Raw genomic sequence first — 14585 nt, forward strand, 5'->3', positions numbered from 1 at the left:
GCGGGGGACGGTGCCCGGACCTACGATGAGAGGGTCCCGTCCCCCGTACGAAAGGGGGCTCCCATGGGTCCCCACATCTCCGAAAGCGCCCTGTCAGGGCTGGTCGAGGACCTGGCCGGCGAGGTGATCATCCCCGGCGGCCCGGGCTACGACGAGGCCCGCACCCTCCACAACGGCATGATCGACCACCGTCCGTCGGTGATCGCGCAGTGCGCGAGCCAGGCGGACGTGTCCAACGCGATCCTCTTCGGCCGGTCCTGCGACCTCCCCGTCGCCGTGCGCGGCGGCGGCCACAGCGTCGCCGGGACCTCGGTGATCGACGGCTCGCTCGTGGTCGACCTGCGCCGCATGCACACGGTCGTCGTGGACCCGGAGGACATGACGGTCCGCGTCGGAGGCGGGACGACGATGGGGCAGATGGACCACGCCTGCCAGCCGTTCCACGTCGCGACCACCGGCGGCCGGGTGTCCACCACCGGCATCGGCGGCTTCACGCTGGGCGGCGGATCCGGCTGGCTGGAGCGGAAGTTCGGCCTCGCCAGCGACAACCTGCTGGCCGCCGACCTGATCACGGCCGAGGGGAAGCACGTCCACACGGACGCAGAGGAACATCCCGACCTGTTCTGGGCGCTGCACGGCGGCGGCGGCAACTTCGGGGTGGCGACCTCGCTGACCCTGCGGCTGCACGAGCTGCCGCGGATGAGCGTCGTGATTCTGTTCTTCCTGCCCGACGACGCGCCCGAGGTGGTCCGCACCTTCCGGGACATCGCCGACGCCGCCCCGGACGAGGTGGGCGGCGGGGCGATCTACATGCCGGCGCCGCCCGAGCCGTTCGTGCCGCCGGACCTGGTCGGCAGGCTGGTCTGCGCGACGCTGCTCACGTACGCCGGTCCGGTCGAGGAGCTGAGGGAGCTCGCGGCACCGCTGTTCGCCCGGAAACCGGTGGTCGAGATCGCCATGGACATCCCGTACGCGGAGCTGCAGTCCATGCTCGACGACCCGCCCGGCCTGCGGAACTACTGGTCGGCCGAGTATCTGACCGGCTTCCCCGACGAGGCCGTGGACGTGTTCTGCGACCGCGGTGCGGGAATCCCGCTGCCCGCGGCGACCCAGCACGTGCTGTTCATGCAGGGCGCCGCGGTGGCCGCCGGAGCCGCGCCCTACCCGCAGCCGTGGCGCGCCGCGCCCTGGGCCGTGCACCCGTTCGCGACCTGGGAGGACCCGGCCATGGACGAGGCCGAGATCCAGTGGGTGCGGGACGTGCGGGCCGACGTGCGGCCGTGGGCGATCGACTCCGTGTACCTGAACTTCGTCGGCGCCGAGGGCGAGCAGCGCGTGGTCTCCTCCTTCGGGGAGGAGAACTACCGCCGACTCGCCGCCGTGAAGGCCGAGTACGACCCCGACAACGTGTTCCGCTACAACCAGAACATCGTCCCGGCCGGCTGAGCCGGCCCGCCCCACGGCAGTGACGCAGGCCACAATCGGCATACGGTCCCGCAAATCCCGTGGAGGGGCGACAAGTTGTCGCCCCCGTGGACGAACTGTCCGGTCCCGTGACCGTGGGGTGATGTCGCCGCTACACGGACGCGGGGTAGCGTCCGGGCCCATGGACAATCAGGGCGGGATCCCCATGAACAATCAGGGCGGGATCACCGTGCAGCGGGCGCTCGAACTCCCGGGCCTGCGCGGCGGGCTCCCGGAGGTCGTCGCCGGAGCGGACCGGCTGCACCGCACGGTGCGCTGGGTGCACGCGGGCGAGGTGCCGAACATCGCGTCGCTGCTCAAGGGCGGCGAGCTGCTGCTGACCACGGGGCTCGGGCTCGGCACCCGGCCGGCCGAGCAGCGTGCCTTCGTCCGGCGGCTCGCCGACCGGGGCATCGCGGCGCTCGTGGTGGAACTGGGGCCGCGCTTCGCCCGCCTCCCGTCGACGATAGTGGAGACCGCGCGGGCCGCCGGCCTGCCCCTGGTGCAGCTGCACCGGGAGGTCCCCTTCGTGGCGGTGACGGAGGAGATCCACACCGAGATCGTCAACGGCCACTACGCGCTCCTGCGGCAGGCCGAGGAGGTCCACCGGCAGTGCACGGAGGCACTGCTCGGCGGCGGCGGCATCCCCCAGGTCCTGCGCATCCTCTCGGACTTCGCCGCCAACCCCGTCTTCCTGGAGACCGCCGACGGACAGCTGCTGTACGCGGCGGGCACCGAGTCCGCGCCCGCCGACCCGCTGCAGGTGTGGGACGGGCTGCGCGGCGGGCGGGCGGCCCGCGAATCGGGCCCCCCGTCCGGCACGGTGCTGGTCGACGTGCCCGGCGGAGGTCCCGGTACGGCCTCGGTGCGGGCCCGTCTCGTGCTGCTCTCGGTCTCCGGCGCCCTCTCCCCCGTCCACCGGATGGCGGCCGAGCGCGCGGCGGGCCTCCTCGCGGTCGTCCTCATGCAGGCGCGTCAGGAGGAGGAGCTGGCGGCACGCGGCAGGGGCGACTTCCTGACCGACCTGGCCGAGGGCAGGATCACGGCCGAGGACGCGCCGGCCCAGGCCCGGGTCCTCGGCTTTAAACCGGGCGACGGCCCGCTCCTGCCGGTGGTGATGCGCCTGGCCTCGGAACTCTCCCCCTCGGGCAACTGGGCCCTGCTGGCCCGCGCGGTCCTCGAGGAGCTGGCCTCCGTGGGGGTCCCGGTCCTCCTGGGCGTCCGCCCGGTCGAGGGCCGGGTGCCGCTGCTGCTCGGCCTGCGCTCGGAGTCGGAGCGGACGGCGGTCGCGGACCGGGTCGCGGCGGCGCTGCGCGCGGGCGTGGAGCGCGCCGGCCTCGAACGCGCCGGGGTGCATCCGCCGGTCGTCGTGGTGGGCGTCGCCGGCAGCTGGGCGGCGGCATCGGCGGGGCTGCGGCACGCGGCGGAGACGGCGACGGCCGCGCAGGGCCTCTCGGACCTCCCCTGGTACGACGCCCGGCGCCTCGACATCGACCTGCTGCTGTGGCGGCTGCACTTCCACGGGGACACGGTCCTCGCGGCGTTCGTGGACCGCGCGATCGGCCCCCTCCGGGACCATGACCGCACGTCCCGCCCGCCGCTCCTGCCGACCCTGGAGACGTATCTGGCGCACGCGGGCCGCAAGGCGGAGACGGCCCGGGAACTCCACCTGAACCGCCAGACGCTCTACAACCGCCTGGCCCGCATCTCCGAACTCCTGGGCACGGACCTGGACGACCCCCAGACCGTCCTGGCCCTCTCCCTGGCCCTCCGAGCCCGCCGCCACACGCCGTAGCGACCCACGGGACGGCGCCGACCCTGCGCGGGCCACGCAGCCCGCCCAGGACGGCGAGCCCGCACGGCGCACAGAGTCCGCACGGGGCACAGAGCCCGCGCAAGAACGCCCCGGCGCAGCCTCGTCCCTGCGATTACCGCCCCGCCAGCTCGTCGTAGACGCTCAGCACGTGCGCCACCGTCTCGTCCTCCGTGGGCCAGGTCCGCGCCTGCACCCGTCCGGCCGCCGCCAGGTCCATCCGCCGCTCGACGTCGTCGAGCAGCCCGCGCACCGCGGCGGCGAGCGCCTCGGCGTCCCCGTACGGCACCAGCTCCGCCGCGTCGCCGACGAGTTCGGGTACGCCGCCCACCGCCGTGGCGACCAGCGGCACGCCGAGCCGCAGCGCCTCCTGCGCGAGCAGGGACCGCGCCTCCCAGCGCGAGGGCAGCACCGCCACGTCGGCCGCCGCGAGCAGTTCGGCGACGTCCTCCCGCCGCCCGATCAGCCGCACGGGCAGGTCCTCGTCCGCGATCCGCCGCTGGAGCGCGGCCCGTTCGCGCCCCTCCCCCGCGATGACGAGCAGCGGCTGCGGATCGAGCTCCCGCCAGGACCGGGCCGCGTCGAGCAGCGTCCGGTATCCCCGGCCCCGCTCCAGCGCTCCGACCGCCATCAGCAACGGCCGGTCGACCGCGCCGAGTTCGGCCCTGGCCTTGCCGTCGTGGAGACAGACGGGCCCGCGCGCGGGCGGCACGGTGACGGGTGCGAGCCGGGCGTCCCTCGCCCCGCGGCGCCGGGCCCGGTCGACGAGTTCGGAGGAGGTGGCGAGGACGACGGTCGCGGCCCGTACGGTCCTGCGCTCCAGGAGCCGCAGGACCCCGTCCCGGGCCGCTCCGCGGGCCTGGTTCCGGCTCTCCCAGGTCGTGACGAGCGGAGCGCGGTCGCCGACCCCGGCGAGCGCGAGCGCGGCCCGCACGGAGGCCTCCAGGCCGTGGGCGTGGACCACGTCGGCCTCGATGCAGGCGTTGCGGAGCGCGGCGACCGTCGCGGGGTCGCCGAGGCGCGGCAGCGGCACGAAGTGCGCACCGGCGCCCCGGTAGTCGTAGACGCGGTCGAGTTCGGCCGGGGCGCACACGGTCACCCGCACGCCCCTCGCCACCAGCCCCGAGGCGAGTGATCGGACGTGAGCGCTGCTGCCCGCGCTGCCGCCGCCCAGCACTTGGACCGTACGGAGCTGTGTCACGCGCCCAAGGATGCCAGCCCGTACCGCCGACCGTACGCACGTTCCGAGAGCGAAACGGCGTCGTTGCGCTGTAAGGAGGGAGTAAGGCTCCGTGACCCCGGCCACGGGTTCACCCACTCGAGTGAGCGCACAAGGCGAACTCGCGCGCCCCCTTGGGGTCCGCCGGCCGGGGATCGGCGGCACGCCGCCCACACCCGGACCGGTCACGTCCGGATCGCCCACACCGCGACCGCCCACCCGGACGATCAGGCCGACGTCGGCCACCCACCCGCGCCGACGGCGTCAGCCCCTGAGGGGCCGACCCAAGCTGTCAGCCCCTCAGGGCGGGCCCACAACCCTCAGCTCCTCCAGACGGGCCCACGGCTACGGCGTCAGCCGTCCGCCCGGGCCGTCGCCAGCAGCTCCTCCGCGTGGGCCCTGGCCGTCTCGGAGTCCTCCTGGCCCGCGAGCATCCGGGACAGCTCCCGTACGCGCTCCTCGCCCTCCAGGACCGTGACGCCGGACCGGGTCACCGACCCGTCGTTGGTCTTCTCGACGAGCAGCTGCCGGTCGGCGAAGGCCGCGACCTGCGGCAGGTGCGTGACGACGACGACCTGCGCGGTCCTGGCGAGCTTCGCGAGCCGGCGGCCGATCTCGACCGCCGCCTTGCCGCCGACACCGGCGTCGACCTCGTCGAACAGGTACGTCGGCACCGGGTCGACCCCGGCGAACACGACCTCCACCGCGAGCATCACCCGGGACAGCTCACCACCGGACGCGCCCTTGGCGATCGGCCGCGGCGGGGCCCCGGGATGCGGGGCGAGCAGCAGCTCGACCTCGTCGGCCCCGGACGGGCCGTAGGCGACCCGGCGGCCGCCGACCTCGACGCCGTCGGGGTCCTCGGTCTGCCGGATGTCGAAGGACACGCGCGCGTGCGGCATGGCGAGCGAGGCGAGTTCGGCGGTGACCGCGTCGGCGAACCGGTCGGCCGCCTCCGCACGGGCGTCGGTGAGCCGCTGGGCGAGCACCGACAGGTCGTCGCGCAGCCGGTCGCGCTCGGCGGTGAGTTCCTCGATGCGGTCGTCGTCGCCGTCCAGCTCACCGAGCCGGCCGGCGCTCTCCTCCGCCCAGGCGAGGACGGCCGTGATGTCCTCCCCGTACTTCCGGGTCAGCTGTGTGAGCACCGCCCGCCGCTCCTCCACGGCCGCGAGCCGCAGCGGGTCGGCGTCCAGGTTGTCGGCGTATCCGGCGAGCTCGGTGGCCACGTCGCCGAGGAGGATCGAGATCTCCCCCATCCGGTCGGCGAGGGCGGCGAGCGCCGGGTCGTGCGACCGCACGGCCTCCAGGGCCCGGCCCGCGCCCGCGACCAGGGTCGTGGCGTCGACGGACTCGGGGTCCTCGGGAACGCCCGCGAGCGCGGCGTGCGCGAGCGCGGCGGCGGACGCGAGGGCCTCGGCGTGCCCGAGCCGCTCCGCCTCGGCGGCGAGTTCGGTGTCCTCCCCCGCGCGCGGGGCGACGGCCTCGATCTCACCGAGCCCGAACCGCAGCAGATCGGCCTCCTGGGCCCGCTCCCGCGCCCGCGTGGTGATCTCGTCCAGCTCACCGGTGACGGCTCGCAGCCGCCGGTACGCCTCCGCGTAGGAGGCCAGCGGCACGGAGACCGCTCCGCCCGCGTACCGGTCGAGCGCCCCGCGCTGCCGGGCCGGCTTGAGCAGGCCCTGCTGGTCGGTCTGGCCGTGGACGGCGACGAGTTCGTCGGCGAGCTCGGCGAGCAGCCCGACGGGCACCGAGCGCCCGCCGAGGTGGGCGCGCGAGCGTCCCTCGGCCGAGACGGTACGGCTGACGAGCAGCACCCCGTCCTCCAGCTCCGCACCCGCTTCCTCGGCGCGCGCGGCGGCGGGCGCGCCCGCGGGCACGCTGATCCGCCCCTCGACGACGGCCGAGGCCGCGCCGATCCGCACCAGGGCCGGGTCGGCCCTGCCGCCGAGCAGCAGGCCCAGGCTGGTCACCACCATGGTCTTGCCCGCACCGGTCTCACCGGTCACCGCGGTGAAGCCGGGCGACAGCTCGACCACCGCGTCGTCGATGACCCCGAGCGACCGTATCCGCATCTCCTCCAGCACGCCCCAGACCATACGAGGTTTCCCTGGTGCGACGCGACATCACCCCCGGGCGTAACTCTCCGGCGCGCCGATCGTTCGCCCCCGCCGGAGCGGCCGGCCGGGGGCGTACGCGAGCGGGCGCCCTCCCGCCGGAGCCGACGGGCGGGTCCCGTACGTCAGCGGGCCCCGCCCCGCCAGCCGGACACGGGCAGCGCGAACTTCGCGACCAGCCGGTCCGTGAAGGAGGCGTGGTGGAGGCGGGCGAGCCGGACCGGCACGGCACCCCGCCGCACCTCGACCCGCGCCCCCGCCGGGAGTTCCACCGTCCGCCGTCCGTCGCACCACAGCACTCCGTGCGGGGTGTGCGGCTCGACCTCGACGGTGAGCACCGACTCGGGGGTGGTGACGAGCGGCTTGGCGAACAGGGCGTGCGCCCCGATCGGGACCATGAGCAGCGCCTCGACCTCGGGCCAGATGACCGGGCCGCCCGCCGAGAAGGCGTACGCGGTGGATCCGGTCGGTGTCGCGCAGATCACTCCGTCGCAGCCGAAGCCCGTCACCGGGCGGCCGTCGATCGCGAGGACGACCTCCAGCATCCGTTCCGGGGACACCTTCTGCACGGCCGCCTCGTTGAGTGCCCAGTCGCGGTGCAGGACGTCGCCGTTCTCGTACACGACGACGTCGAGGGTCATCCGCTCCTCGACCTCGTACGCCTTCGTCACGACCCGGTCGACGACCTTGTCGAGGTCGTCCCGCTCGGCCTCCGCGAGGAAGCCGACGCGGCCGAGGTTGACGCCCAGCATCGGGACGCCGGAGGCACGGGAGAACTCGGCGCCGCGCAGCAGGGTGCCGTCGCCGCCGAGGACGACGAGGAGTTCACAGCCGTCGAGGGCGTCGGAGCAGGCCTCCTTCACCCGCTCGACGGACGGCGGGAGCGGCAGGTCGTCCGCCTCCGCCTCCAGGACGCGGACGCCGATGCCGCAGCGCAGCAGTCCGAGGACGACCAGTTCGGCGCTGCGCACGGCGGCGGGCCTGCCGGTGTGCGCGAGCAGGAAGACGGTACGTGGTGCGGTCTCTGATGCTGCTGCCGTTGAGCTCAACGAGGTCCTTCCGCCACGGCGCGGTCGACATCCGCCGGATCCAGCGCGGGCGCGCCTGCCCGCAGCCACAGAAAGTACTCGACGTTGCCGGAGGGGCCGGGCAGCGGGCTCGCGGTGACGCCCAGGACGCCGAGGCCCAGTTCGGCGGCGCGCCGGGCGACGTTCTTCACGGCGTCGGCGCGGAGTTCGGTGCTCCGGACGACTCCGCCCGTGCCGAGTCGCTCCTTGCCCACCTCGAACTGCGGCTTCACCATGAGGACGAGGTCCGCGTCGGGCGCGGTGCAGGCCGCGAGGGCCGGCAGGACGAGGCCCAGCGGGATGAACGAGAGGTCGCCGACGACCAGGTCGACGGGCACGCCGTCGATCGCGTCGAGCGTCAACTCGCGTACGTTCGTGCGGTCCTTCACGGTGACCCGCTCGTCGCTCTGCAGCGACCAGGCGAGCTGCCCGTAGCCGACGTCGACGGCGACGACATGGGCGGCGCCGGCCCGCAGCAGCACGTCGGTGAAGCCACCGGTGGAGGCCCCGGCGTCCAGGGCGCGCCTGCCCTCGACCTTCAGCCCGAGCGGGACGAAGGCCTCGAAGGCCCCGGCAAGCTTGTGACCGCCGCGCGAGACGTAGTCGGGATCGGAGTCGTCCTGGACGACGACGATGGCCGCGGCGGTCTCGACCTGGGTGGCGGGCTTGGTGGCGACGGTCTTGCCGACGGTCACCCGGCCCGCGGCGATCAGCTGGCTGGCGTGCTCGCGCGAGCGCGCGAGCTTGCGCCGGACCAGCTCGGCGTCGAGACGGCGGCGTGCCACTCCTGCCACGTTCGGTTCAGCTCCTGTTTTCGTACGGACGAGGGGCGGGATGCGCGTCGAGCGAGGTCAGCTCGGCACGCAGTCCACGGTGTACATCCTCGTACACCTCCAGGTGTCCGTCCGCCGGGAGGTCGTCCACCTCGGCGAGACGCGCCAGCCGGGCGTCGACCCCCGGGTGCCCGGTGAGTTCCCGTACGACCTCCAGGGGCGCGGCGGCGGCGGGCTCGTGGGCGCCGTCGCGCGGGGCCGCCGTGTCCGGCGCCGCGGGTTCGGACGTCTCGTCCACGGGCCCGGGCTCGGCGATCGCGTCGTTCATGCTCCCGACGCTACCGCGAACCCCTGGGGTACGGTCGACGGCGATGGCGACGATCACGGAGTGCCGCGACGCACTCGACACACTCTCGGACAACCTCGCGCGGGCGGACGGCGACGTACGCGGCGCGGCCGCGCTCGACCGCACCCTGAGCTGCCACATCACCGACCTGGACACCACGTTCACGGGCCGTCTGACGGACGGCCGGATCAAGGTCGAGTCCACGGTGACGGGCCCGCCGCCGACCAAGGCGCAGATCCGGCTCGCGATGACCGGCGACGACCTGGTGGCGATGGTGGGCGGGGACCTGAACTTCGCGAAGGCCTGGGCCGCGGGCAGGGTCAGGCTGGAGGCCGGCTTCCGCGACCTGCTCCGCCTCCGCTCCCTGCTCTAGCGACTGGCGACTGGCGACTGGCGACTGGCGACTGGCGACTGCTGAGCCCGGCGCTCTGGCGACCGCTGTGCCCGGCCCGCCGCCCACGGAGGGCGGGCGGCCTCACGCACGGCGGGCCGGGCTCACGCGCCGAGGGCGGGCTCCGGCGAGACAGGCACCGCCGCGGGACGCGGGACACGGGCCTTCCGCCCGGCCGGGACGACCAGCGGCGTCCCCGTCTCGGGGTCCTCGATGACCTGGCACCGCAGCCCGAAGACCCGCTCGACGAGCTCGGCGGTCACCACCTCGGATGGCGGCCCCTCGGCCACCACCTGCCCGTCGCGCACGGCGATGAGGTGGGTCGCGTACCGGGCCGCGTGGTTGAGGTCGTGCAGCACCGCGACGAGCGTCCGGCCCTGGGTCTCGTGCAGTTCGGCGCACAGGTCGAGGACGTCGATCTGGTGCTGGATGTCGAGGTACGTCGTCGGCTCGTCGAGCAGCAGCAGCGGGGTCTGCTGGGCGAGTGCCATGGCGATCCAGACGCGCTGCCGCTGACCGCCGGAGAGCTCGTCGACGTACCGCTCGGCCAGCTCGGCGACGCCGGTCGCCTCCATCGACTCCCGGGTGATGCGCTCGTCCTCCGGCGACCACTGGCGCAGCAGCCCCTGGTGGGGGTAGCGGCCACGAGCGACGAGGTCGGCGACGGTGATGCCGTCGGGCGCCACGGACGTCTGCGGCAGCAGCCCGAGGGTCTTGGCGACCTTCTTGGCCGGCAGGGCCTGGATCGACTGCCCGTCGAGCAGGACGCGTCCCTGGCTGGGCTTCAGCATCCGGGAGAGGGCACGGAGCAGGGTGGACTTGCCGCAGGCGTTCGGCCCGACGATGACGGTGAACGAGTTGTCGGGGATCTCGACGGACAGATCGCGGGCGATGACCCGCTGCTCGTACGCCAGGGTGACCGATTCCGCGCTCAGCCGCTGCTGCCGACCATCCATGCCCGTGCTCCCGTGCCTGCCGCCAGATGAAGAAGTTAGGTTAGCCTACCCAATTTCCTTGTCCCGGCCGACGTCACAGCCCGAGCCGCGCCAGCACCCTCCCCGCGTCCGGCGCCCCGCCGCCCGCGGCGTCCGCAGCCGTCCAGGCGGCCCCGCACAGAGCCCGCACGGCGTCCATGGGCTCCCCCGCGCCGGCCGCCGCGTCCGCCGGCCCCCCAAGGACCAGCTCGCCCCCGCTCGGCGCGCTCACGGAGGCCCGCCAGCCCCCGCACACGAAGCTCCCGTCCGCCTCCGCGACGACCTCCGGCTGACCCGCGAGAAGCCCCCGCAGATCGGCCGAGACATAGGTCGGCCGGTGCTCCGGCACGGCCCGCAGCAGCTGCGCCGCGTCCGTCACCCCGGTGAACACCAGCAGCGAGTCCACCCCGCCGTTGAACGCGCCCTCGATGTCCGTGTCCAGCCGGTCCCCGACCACCAGCGGCCGCCGCGCACCGGTCCGCAGCACCGTCTCCCGGTGCATCGGCGGCAGCGGCTTCCCCGCGACCTTCGGCTCCACCCGGCCGCCCGTGGCGATCCGGACGACCTCCACCGCGGCCCCGTTCCCGGGCCCGATCCCCCGCGCACCGGGAATCGTCAGGTCCGTGTTCGACGCGTACCAGGGCAGCCCCCGCGCCACCGCGTAGCTCGCCTCCGCGAACCGGCCCCACGGCATCTCGGGCCCGCCGTACCCCTGCACGACGGCCACCGGCCCGTCCTCCGCCGAGTCCACCGGCACCAGACCCCGCTCGCGCAGCGCCACCCGCAGCCCCTCGCCGCCGATGACGAGCACCCGGGAGCCGGCCGGCACGTCGTCGGCGATCAGCCGCGCCACGGCCTGGGCCGAGGTGATCACGTCCCCGGCCTCGGCGGGCACCCCGAGCTCGGTGAGGTGCGCGGCCACCGCGTCGGGCGTCCGCAGCGCGTTGTTCGTGACGTACGCCAGGTGCATCCCGCCGGCCCGCGCGACCCCGAGCGCCTCCACGGCGTGCGCGACGGCCTCCCCGCCCGCGTACACGACCCCGTCCAGGTCCAGCAGCGCCGTGTCGTACGCCTCGCTCAGCGGCACCGCGCTGCCACCCGGCCGCCGCCTGCCCGCGCCCTGCTGCCCCTGGCCGTTCCGCACCGTCACCGCACACTCCTCGCCTCACCGGGTGGGTTCCCCGCTCCCCCGATCATCGCTCATTGCACCGGCCACATACGATGACGAGATGAACACCTCAGGTCACGCGGCCGACGACGTCCGCGACGACACGGCCGGACTGCGCCTCGCGCCGTTCCGCGGACTCCGGTACGTCCCCGAGCGGGTCGGCAGCCTGGCCGCCGTCACGTCCCCGCCCTACGACGTGGTCGTACGACCTGACGGACTTCTCCATCTGGAGTCCGCGGACCCCCACAACATCGTCCGGCTGATCCTGCCCCAGGCGATCACCGCCGGCACCCGCCACCGCAAGGCCGCCGTCACCCTCGACCGCTGGCTCGCGGACGGCGTCCTCGCCCCGGACCCGGAGCCCGCGCTCTACGTGTACGAGCAGCACGGCGACGGCATCCTCCAGCGCGGCATCATCGGCGCCCTCGAACTCTCCACCCCGGCCGAGGGGGTCGTCCTCCCGCACGAGGACGTCATGCCGCACGTCGTCGAGGACCGCGCCGCCCTGATGCGGACCACCGCGGCCAATCTGGAACCGCTGCTCCTCACGTACGTCGGCGACGGCGACGGCGCGGGCGAGGTCGTCGAGCGCACCGTCCGGCGCCCCCCGCTGCTCGCCACGACCACGGAGGACGGTTTCCACCACCGCCTCTGGGCGGTGACCGACCCCGCGGAGCAGGCGGCCGTCGCCGCGGAGCTCTCCCACCACCAGGCCCTCATCGCCGACGGCCACCACCGCTGGGCGACCTATCTCCGCCTCCGCGACGAGCACCCGTCGCCGGGCCCCTGGAACTACGGCCTGGTCCTCCTCATCGACACCGCCCGCTACCCGCTCCGGGTCCGCGCGATCCACCGGCTCCTCAATCGCCTGCCGGTCGCCGACGCCCTCGCGGCCCTCGACGGCGCCTTCCGAGTACGCCGGATCGAGCGGCCCCTGCCGGAGGCCATGGAGGCCCTCGCCGAGGCCACGGCCGAAGGCAACGCCTTCCTCCTGGCCGGAGACGGCGGCTTCCACCTCGTCGACCGCCCGGAACCGGCGCTCCTCGACCGCACGATCCGTACGGACCGCCCGGAGGCCTGGCGGACCCTGGACGCGACGGTCCTGCACTCCACCCTCCTGGAGCACGTCTGGCACATCCCGGACGCCCCCGAGGACATCGCTTACATCCACGACACGAAGGCCGCGGTCGAGCAGGCGGAACGCCGCGGCGGTACGGCGGTCCTCATGCACCCGGTACGCGAGGAGGTCGTCCGGGACCTGGCCCGCCAGGGCGTCACGATGCCCCGCAAGTCCACCTCCTTCGGCCCGAAGCCGGCGACGGGCCTGGTCCTGAGAAGCCTCGCGCTGGACTGAGAGACCCCGGACAACGAAGAAGGGCGGCACCCGCACGGGTGCCGCCCTTCTCATGTGTCAACCGAGTCAGCCCTTGTCGCCGACGCTGTCGTCCTCGTCGAAGTCGTCGTCGTCCTCGTCGTCGACATCCACATCGCCATCGACATCCACGTCGACGACGTCACCGCGGTCGGACTCCTCGTCGTCCTCGTCCTCGTCGAACGCGTCGACGAACTCGACACCGTCCATCTCGGCCAGCCGGTCCGAGGCGTCCGTGGCCCCGTCCTTGTCGGCCTCGAGAGCCTTGGCGAACCACTCCCGCGCCTCGCGCTCACGGCCGGCGGCCAGCAGCGCGTCGGCGTAGGCGTAGCGCAGACGGGCGGTCCACGGGTGCACGGCGGTCGAGGCGAGCTCGGGGCTCTGCAGCGTCACGATGGCCGCGTCGAGCTGACCCAGGTCCCGGCGGGCGCCGGCGGCCACGAGCCGCATCTCGACCTGACCGGCCTTGTCCAGCTTCTGGACCTCGGGCTCACCGGCCATCGCCAGCGCGCGCTCGGGGCGGTTGAGCCCGCGCTCGCAGTCGGCCATCACGGGCCACAGCTCGACGCCACCGCTCATCCGGCGGGCGGCACGGAACTCGGCGAGCGCCTCGGAGTACTTCTGCGTCGCGTACGCGGCGAAGCCGGCGGCCTCGCGCACGGCGGCGACACGGGAGGCGAGCCGCAGAGCGACCCGGGAGTACCCGTACGCCTTCTCCGGGTCCTCGTCGATCAGCTGGGCGACCATGACCAGGTTGCGCGAGACGTCCTCGGCGAGCCCCTTGGGCAGGCTCATGAGCTCCTGGCGCACGTCCGGGTCGATCTCCTCACCGGTGACCTCCGGCGGGATCGGCAGACGCTTGATCGGCGCGCGGTCGCCACGGTCGCGGTCGTCACGACGCCCGTAGCCACCCCGGTCGTCCCGCCCACGGAACCCACCGCGGCTGTCGCCCCCACGGTCGTCACGGCGGAAGCCACCGCCACGGTTGTCGCCACCACGGTCATCGCGACGGAAGCCACCGCCACCACCGCGGTTGTCGCCACCCCGCTCGTCACGACGGAAACCGCCGCCACCGCCACGGTTGTCCCCGCCGCGGTCGTCCCGACGGAACGAGGACGGACGCTCGTCACGCCGGTCGTCGCGGCGGAAGCCGCCACCGCGGTTGTCGCCGCCACGGTCGTCACGCGAGGGGTACGAGGGCCGGTCGTCCCGACGGAACGACGAAGGACGCTCGTCACGCCGATCGTCCCGACGGAAGCCGCCGCCACGGTTGTCGCCCCCGCGGTCGTCACGGCGGAAGCCGCCGCCGCCACGGTTGTCGCCACCGCGGTCATCCCGACGGAAACCGCCACCACGGTTGTCCCCGCCACGGTCGTCACGCGAGGGGTACGAGGGCCGGTCGTCCCGACGGAAACCGCCGCCACCGCCACGGTTGTCCCCACCACGATCGTCACGGCGGAAGCCACCGCCACCACGGTTGTCGCCGCCACGGTCATCGCGCCGGAAGCCACCGCCACCGCCGCCGCGGTTGTCGCCGCCACGGTCGTCGCGCCGGAAGCCACCGCCACCACGGTTGTCGCCGCCACGGTCGTCACGCGAGGGGTACGAGGGCCGATCGTCCCGACGGAACGACGAGGGACGCTCATCACGCCGATCGTCCCGACGGAAGCCACCGCCACGGTTGTCGCCACCGCGGTCGTCACGGCGGAAGCCGCCACCACCACGGTTGTCGTCGCGCCGGTCGTCACGCGGGAAGGAAGGCCGGTCGTCGCGCCGGAAACCGCCACCGCGGTTGTCGCCACCACGGTCATCGCGACGGAAACCGCCGCCACCGCCACGGTTGTCCCCGCCACGGTCGTCACGACGGAAGCCACCACCGCCGCG

12 protein-coding genes and 1 pseudogene are annotated in these 14585 nt (G+C 74.3%); 4 read left to right on the forward strand and 9 right to left on the reverse strand.

The window, feature by feature from the left end:
• Positions 1-63 precede the first annotated feature (63 nt).
• Both AMK27_RS40295 and AMK27_RS40300 read left to right on the forward strand, forming a co-directional pair.
• Positions 64-1446 carry an FAD-binding oxidoreductase gene (locus AMK27_RS40295; RefSeq protein ID WP_073919422.1) on the forward strand — a complete coding sequence of 461 codons (1383 nt, stop codon included), beginning with the start codon at positions 64-66 and terminating at the stop codon, positions 1444-1446.
• Between the two features lie 184 nt (positions 1447-1630).
• Complete coding sequence (locus AMK27_RS40300) at positions 1631-3259, forward strand: PucR family transcriptional regulator (protein ID WP_073919437.1); 1629 nt, start codon at positions 1631-1633, stop codon at positions 3257-3259.
• A 133-nt stretch (positions 3260-3392) separates the two neighbouring features.
• On the opposite strand, the gene AMK27_RS40305 is transcribed toward AMK27_RS40300, so the two are convergent.
• From AMK27_RS40305 to AMK27_RS40325, 5 genes are all read right to left on the reverse strand, one after another.
• Complete coding sequence (locus AMK27_RS40305; protein WP_073919423.1) at positions 3393-4478, reverse strand: glycosyltransferase family 4 protein; 1086 nt, start codon at positions 4476-4478, stop codon at positions 3393-3395.
• A gap of 371 nt (positions 4479-4849) precedes the next feature.
• Positions 4850-6592, reverse strand: a complete 1743-nt coding sequence (gene recN, locus AMK27_RS40310; protein WP_073919425.1) for a DNA repair protein RecN — start codon at positions 6590-6592, stop codon at positions 4850-4852.
• A 143-nt stretch (positions 6593-6735) separates the two neighbouring features.
• Positions 6736-7659, reverse strand: coding sequence for an NAD kinase (locus tag AMK27_RS40315; RefSeq protein WP_073919427.1), 924 nt, complete (start codon positions 7657-7659; stop codon positions 6736-6738).
• Positions 7656-8471, reverse strand: a complete 816-nt coding sequence (locus AMK27_RS40320; RefSeq protein ID WP_030315644.1) for a TlyA family RNA methyltransferase — start codon at positions 8469-8471, stop codon at positions 7656-7658. Before AMK27_RS40320 ends, AMK27_RS40315 begins: the two co-directional genes overlap by 4 nt.
• A gap of 7 nt (positions 8472-8478) precedes the next feature.
• On the reverse strand, positions 8479-8778 hold the full coding sequence (locus tag AMK27_RS40325; RefSeq protein ID WP_073919429.1) for a hypothetical protein: 300 nt from the start codon (positions 8776-8778) through the stop codon (positions 8479-8481).
• 43 nt (positions 8779-8821) lie between these two features.
• Between AMK27_RS40325 and AMK27_RS40330 the strand changes: the two genes are divergently transcribed.
• On the forward strand, positions 8822-9169 hold the full coding sequence (locus AMK27_RS40330; protein ID WP_073919430.1) for an SCP2 sterol-binding domain-containing protein: 348 nt from the start codon (positions 8822-8824) through the stop codon (positions 9167-9169).
• Between the two features lie 122 nt (positions 9170-9291).
• Here the strand turns inward: AMK27_RS40330 and AMK27_RS40335 are convergent, their stop codons facing one another.
• Both AMK27_RS40335 and AMK27_RS40340 read right to left on the reverse strand, forming a co-directional pair.
• Positions 9292-10143, reverse strand: coding sequence for an ABC transporter ATP-binding protein (locus tag AMK27_RS40335; RefSeq protein WP_073919432.1), 852 nt, complete (start codon positions 10141-10143; stop codon positions 9292-9294).
• A 73-nt stretch (positions 10144-10216) separates the two neighbouring features.
• A complete protein-coding gene (locus tag AMK27_RS40340; RefSeq protein ID WP_073919433.1) occupies positions 10217-11311 on the reverse strand; it encodes an HAD hydrolase-like protein in 1095 nt (364 codons plus the stop codon).
• Between the two features lie 79 nt (positions 11312-11390).
• Here AMK27_RS40340 and AMK27_RS40345 point away from each other — a divergent pair, with 79 nt between their 5' ends.
• Positions 11391-12683, forward strand: a complete 1293-nt coding sequence (locus AMK27_RS40345) for a DUF1015 family protein (protein ID WP_073919435.1) — start codon at positions 11391-11393, stop codon at positions 12681-12683.
• A 66-nt stretch (positions 12684-12749) separates the two neighbouring features.
• Here AMK27_RS40345 and AMK27_RS40350 read toward each other — a convergent pair whose 3' ends face one another.
• Positions 12750-13556: a tetratricopeptide repeat protein gene (locus AMK27_RS40350; RefSeq protein ID WP_241847805.1), complete on the reverse strand. Its 807-nt coding sequence runs from the start codon at positions 13554-13556 to the stop codon at positions 12750-12752.
• Positions 13557-13898: 342 nt separating this feature from the next.
• Positions 13899-14585 (reverse strand): annotated as a pseudogene (locus AMK27_RS44050) (hypothetical protein); the annotation flags it as partial.

This window comes from Streptomyces sp. CB02009 (genome assembly GCF_001905825.1).
GTDB lineage: Bacteria > Actinomycetota > Actinomycetes > Streptomycetales > Streptomycetaceae > Streptomyces.